Here is a 6,477-nt window from a genome sequence, read left to right as displayed (position 1 = left end):
TGCTGGGGATTTTGAAGGCTGGAGGCGCGTATGTGCCGCTCGACCCGAGCTATCCCCAGGAGCGTCTGGCATACATGTTGGAAGACAGTGCGCCGGTGGCGCTGCTGACGCAGACGGGGATGCAAGATCGGCTGCCGAATCCGGCTCAAGCAAATCGGGTCATACCGGTGCTGCTGCTCGACGCAGAGGAAGACGGCGCAGCCATTGCTGGGCAAGCATCGCACAACCCCGAGCCGGCGCAGCTGGGCTTGACGGCGCGGCACCTGGCGTATGTGATCTATACCTCGGGCTCGACTGGAGTGCCCAAGGGGGTGATGGTGGCACATCGTAATACAGTTAATTTTGTGAATTGGGCCCAGGACGAATTTGCTATCGAAGTTCTGGATCGTACTTTGTTCTCCACTTCGCTCAATTTCGATCTTGCCGTTTTTGAATGCTTTGTACCATTGACTGCCGGTGTAACGGTTAAGATTGTCGGCAATGCGGTGGAATTGCTTCACAAGTCCATCGATGTCACGCTGATTAATACGGTGCCATCGGCGATGCAAACCTTAGTTGACGCAGGTGCAGTACCTAGCATGACCTATGCGGTGAATTTAGCCGGCGAAGCGCTCAAACGAACGCTGGTAGAGAGGATATTTGCAAGCACTAGAGTTGAAACAGTGCGTAACCTGTATGGCCCGTCTGAAACCACCACGTATTCCACATGGGTGGTCATGACCCGGGCACAGGGATTTGCTGGCCACATAGGCCGTCCAATCGCCAACACCCAACTCTACATCCTCGACGCCCACCTGCAACCGGTGCCGGTGGGAGTAACCGGCGAGATCTACATCGGCGGGGCGGGGGTAGCGCGCGGCTACCTGAATCGGCCGGAGTTGACGGCAGAGCGCTTCCTGCCGGATCCGTTCAGTGCGCAGGCGGAAGCGCGGCTATACAAGAGCGGCGACCTGGGGCGCTGGTTAGCCGATGGCAACATCGAGTATGTAGGAAGGAACGACTTCCAGGTCAAGATCCGTGGTTTCCGAATTGAGCTGGGCGAGATCGAAGCCAAGCTGGCGGCCTGCGAAGGCGTGCGCGATGCGATTGTGATCGCACGCGAAGACCAGCCGGGCGACAAGCGGCTGGTGGCGTACGTGATCGCGCAAGCAGGGGCGGAAGAAGGGGCCTTGTCGGCAACCAACTTGCGCGAGCAGCTATCGGCCAGCCTGGCCGAGTACATGGTGCCCAGCGCATTTGTGACCTTGGACGGTTTCCCGCTGACCGCCAACGGCAAACTCGACCGCAAGGCGCTGCCGGCGCCGGACAAGAGCGCCGTCGTCAGCCGTGCCTACGAGGCGCCGCAAGGAGAGATTGAAGAAGCGCTCGCGCAGATCTGGCAAGACTTGCTGGGGTTGGCGCAAATCGGGCGCCACGACCACTTCTTCGAGATGGGCGGACACTCGCTGATGGTCGTCACCCTGATTGAACGCCTGCGCCAGCAAGGTTGGAGCGTCGAAGTGCGCAGCGTATTTACCGCGCCGACCCTGGCCGCACTGGCCGCCAGCATCGCCGATGCCCACGTCACCCCCGGCTTTGTCACGCCGTCCAACCTGATCAGCGCCGATTGTACGGCGATCACGCCAGACATGCTGCCTTTGGTGACGCTGACCCAGGACGAGATAGACCGGATAGTTGGCAGCGTGCCGCAAGGCGCCGCCAATGTTCAGGATATCTACCCCTTGTCGCCGTTGCAAGAAGGCATCCTGTTCCATCACCTGCTGGAAAGGGAGGGCGACGCTTACCTATTGCGATCGCTCATCGCCTTTGATAGCCGCAATCGTTTGGATGGTTTCCTGAATGCCTTGCAGAGGGTGATCGACCGACACGACATCTTGCGCAGCGCCGCCCACTGGCAGGGACTGGCGCAGCCGGTGCAAGTGGTGTATCGCCACGCCCCGTTGCCGATCATTGAACTCACGCTGGATGCGGCAAGCGACGCGCTCCCGCAGATACAGGTGCAAACCGATCCACGCCACCTGCGGCTGGACTTGCAGCGGGCCCCCTTGATGGCCGCCTATGTGGCCGCCGATCCGCACAGCGCCACCTGCTACCTTGCGCTGCTCAACCATCACGTGGTGAGCGATCACGTGACACTCGAGCATATTATCGCGGAGATCCAACTGCTACTGTCAGGGCAAACAGAACGCCTGGCCAAAGCGCTGCCCTACCGTAACTTCATTGCGCAGACGCTGGCCATTCCAGCAGCGGCGCACGAAGCGTATTTCCGGGAACAGTTGGGCGACATCGACGAACCGACGGTCCCGTTTGGTTTGCTCAACATCCAAGGCGATGGCAGGCAGGTAGAAGAAGCCAGTATCAGCCTGAGCGCAGACTTGGCCGAGCGCATCCGCACCAGTGCGCGGCAAGAAGGCGTCACGCCGGCGGTCTTATTCCATGTGGCATGGGCGCAGGTACTGGGGCAATGCAGCGGGCGTGACGACGTCGTATTCGGCACGGTGCTGTCTGGCCGCCTGCAAGGATCGGAAGGCGCCGACCAAGTGCTGGGCATGTTCATCAACACCCTGCCGGTGCGGGTCAGCCTGGGTGGCACCAATGTGCGGGATCTGGTCGGCACCACCTACCGGCGCCTGAGCGAACTACTGGAACACGAACAAGCTCCGCTGGCGCTGGTCCAGCGCTGCAGCGGGATCAAGGCGCCGTTGCCGCTCTTTACCGCCCTGCTCAATTACCGCCACAGCCATGTCGCGATAGATAAACCTACCAGGGACGGGAGTACCGACTTGGTCTGGGAAGGGATGCGGATACTGCCGAGCGAAGAACGTACGAATTATCCGTTGACGGTCTCCGTCGACGACCTGGGACAAGGCTTTGCGCTGACTGCGCAATGCGACGGCGTGGATCCGGCGCGCGTCCTCGGCTACCTGCACACTGCGATAGAGGGTCTGGTGCAAGCCTTGATGCACACCCCGCAGCAAGCGGTGCACCTGCTCCCCATTTTACCGGACAGCGAACGGCAGCAGCTGCTGATCGGCTTTAACGCGACGCAAGTGGCATATCCGCTGGAGCAGAGCTATGCCGACTTGTTCGCGGAGCAAGTGGAGCTCAATTCGGAGCGGACAGCCGCCGAGTGCGATGGCATACGCTTAAGTTACCGGGAATTGGACCTGCGCGCGAGTCGCGTGGCTCAGACACTCATTATGAATGGAGCGCGCCCCAACACCTTAGTGCTTATTGCTGGCGAGCGCGACTTGCCGCTTTTGGTAATGATGATTGGAGTTCTAAAGGCGGGAGCAGCTTTCCTTGCGGTCGACATTAACCAGCCGGTCGGACGCTTGCGTGAGGTAATGGAATTGAGCCAGAGTTCCTTGCTACTGGTGTCGGAATCAGTGCAGGAATTGATTGAAGAAGTCGTTTCCGAGATGACTGTGGTGCCGCGCCAACTGATTGTCGAAAAAATATGGCAAGAAGGGCCGTTGCAAGATGTCGCGGTGGCAAGAAGTCCGGACGATCTCGCTTATGTTATCTATACCTCAGGGTCGACCGGTAAGCCAAAAGGTGTGCTGATCGAACAACGCGGCATGCTTAACCACATGTTCGGTAAATTGGACACGATGTCCGCGACGTCAAACGATCGATTGGCGCAGACCGCATCGCCAGCATTTGACATTTGTGTTTGGCAATTTCTGTCTGCGTTGTTGGTTGGCGGTGCGGTGGTGATCTTGAAAGACAGTATCGCCCGTAATCCGATGGGTTTGCTGGCAGCGGTGGACCGACAAGCAATCACATTGCTACAAGTGGTGCCAAGCTTGATGCGCGGCGTGCTTGATGCCTGTCCTCGTGATGTTGTGCTCAACAAGTTACGCTGGTTGCTTCCAACCGGCGAGGCGTTGACGCTGAAGGTAACGCAAGATTGGTTTGAGCGTTTCCCGCATATTCCATTAATGAACGTATACGGACCAGCGGAATGCTCGGATGACGTCACTTACCACGTCATCTCGGAACGACCGGTGGACGGCAGTGCTATACCGATTGGACGACCGACACCCAATAATCGGATATATATACTCGACAAGCATCTGCAGCCGGTACCAATCGGGATGCCAGGTGAAATATGCGTAGACGGAGTCGGTGTAGGGCGAGGATATCTGAACAATCTACAGCAAACTCAAGCCGCGTTTGTTGTCCATCCGTTTGAGCCAGGCGCTCGATTTTATCGAACCGGTGACATGGGCCGCTATCGTGCAAACGGCATCATTGACTTCATCGGCCGGATAGACTTCCAGGTCAAGATCCGTGGTTTCCGAATTGAGCTGGGCGAAATCGAAGCCAGGCTGGCGGCCTGCGAAGGCGTGCGCGCAGCGATTGTGATCGCACGCGAAGACCAGCCGGGCGACAAGCGGCTGGTGGCGTACCTGATCGCGCAAGCAGGGGCAGAAGAAGGGGCCTTGTCGGCAGCGACCTTGCGTGAGCAGCTATCGGCCCGCCTGGTCGAGTACATGGTGCCCAGCGCGTTCGTGACATTGGACGCATTCCCGCTGACCGCCAACGGCAAACTCGACCGCAAGGCGCTGCCGGCGCCGGACAAGAGCGCCGTCGTCAGCCGTGCCTACGAGGCGCCGCAAGGAGAGATTGAAGAGGCGCTCGCGCAGATCTGGCAAGACTTGCTGGGGTTGGCGCAAATCGGGCGGCACGACCACTTCTTCGAGATGGGCGGACACTCGCTGATGGTCGTCACCCTGATTGAACGCCTGCGCCAGCAAGGTTGGAGCGTCGAAGTGCGCAGCGTATTTACCGCGCCGACCCTGGCCGCACTGGCCGCCAGCATCGCCGATGCCCACGTCACCCCCGGCTTTGTCACGCCGTCCAACCTGATCAGCGCCGATTGTACGGCGATCACGCCAGACATGCTGCCTTTGCTGACGCTGACCCAGGACGAGATAGACCGGATAGTTGGCAGCGTGCCGCAAGGCGCCGCCAATGTTCAGGATATCTACCCCTTGTCGCCGTTGCAAGAAGGCATCCTGTTTCATCACCTGCTGGAAAGGGAGGGCGACGCTTACCTATTGCGAACGGTCATCGCCTTTGATAGCCGCAATCGTTTGGATGGTTTCCTGAATGCCTTGCAGAGGGTGATCGACCGACACGACATCTTGCGCAGCGCCGCCCACTGGCAGGGACTGACGCAGCCGGTGCAAGTGGTGTATCGCCACGCCCCGTTGCCGATCATTGAACTCAGGCTGGATGCGGCAAGCGACGCGCTCCCGCAGGTACAGGTGCAAACCGATCCACGCCACCTGCGGCTGGACTTGCAGCAGGCACCGCTCATGGCCGCCTATGTGGCCGCCGATCCGCAGAGCGCCACCTGCTACCTTGCGCTGGTCTCCCATCACATGGTGAGCGATCACGTGACACTCGAGCATATTATCGCGGAGATCCAACTGCTACTGTCAGGGCAAGCAGCACGCCTGGCCAAACCGCTGCCCTACCGTAACTTCATTGCGCAGACGCTGGCCATTCCAGCAGCGGCGCACGAAGCGTATTTCCGGGAACAGTTGGGCGATATCGACGAACCGACGGTCCCGTTTGGTTTGCTCAACATCCAAGGCGACGGCAGCCAGGTAGAAGAAGCCATTATCAGCCTGAGCGCAGACTTGGCCGAGCGCATCCGCACCAGTGCGCGGCAAGAAGGCGTCACGCCGGCGGTCTTATTCCATGTGGCGTGGGCGCAAGTACTGGGGCAATGCAGCGGGCGTGACGACGTCGTATTCGGCACGGTGCTGTTTGGCCGCCTGCAAGGATCGGAAGGCGCCGACCAAGTGCTGGGCATGTTCATCAACACCCTGCCGGTGCGGGTCAGCCTGGGTGGCGCCAGTGTGCGGCAAGCGGTCGGCGCCACCTACCGGCGCCTGAGCGAACTACTGGAACACGAACAAGCCTCGCTGGCGCTGGTCCAGCGCTGCAGCGGAATCAAGGCGCCGTTGCCGCTCTTTACCGCCCTGCTCAATTACCGCCACAGCCAAGTCGCCACGGCGACAAATGGCGCTGCCGGCTCTGCTTGGGAAGGGGTGCGGCAACTTACAGGTGAAGAACGCACGAATTATCCGTTGACGGTCTCCGTCGATGACCTGGGACAAGGCTTTGCGCTGACTGCGCAATGCGACGGTGTGGATCCGGCGCGCGTCGTTGGCTACTTGCACACTGCGATAGAGGGTCTGGTGCAAGCCTTGATGCACACCCCGCAGCAAGCGGTGCACCTGCTCCCCATTTTACCGGACAGCGAACGGCAGCAGTTGCTGATCGGCTTTAACGCGACGCAAGCGCACTACCCGCCAGAGCAACTGATCCAGCAACTGTTCGAAGCGCAGGCAGCAGCCAATCCGGAAGCGATCGCGGTGGTGTACGAAGAGACCAGCGTCAGCTATGGCGAATTGAATGCGCGCGCCAACCGACTGGCGCATACCCTGATCGGCCTGG

General features: G+C 59.9%; 1 protein-coding gene. It reads left to right on the top strand.

Features of this window, described 5'->3' with window-relative positions; translation table 11 throughout:
- A partial coding sequence (locus KVP70_RS32765; RefSeq protein ID WP_217946618.1) for a non-ribosomal peptide synthetase occupies positions 1-6,477 on the top strand: 6,477 nt, incomplete at both ends.

Source organism: Duganella violaceipulchra (assembly GCF_019166075.1).
Classification (GTDB): Bacteria; Pseudomonadota; Gammaproteobacteria; order Burkholderiales; family Burkholderiaceae_D; genus Rugamonas; species Rugamonas violaceipulchra.
This window is presented reverse-complemented; position numbering and strand designations above follow the sequence as displayed.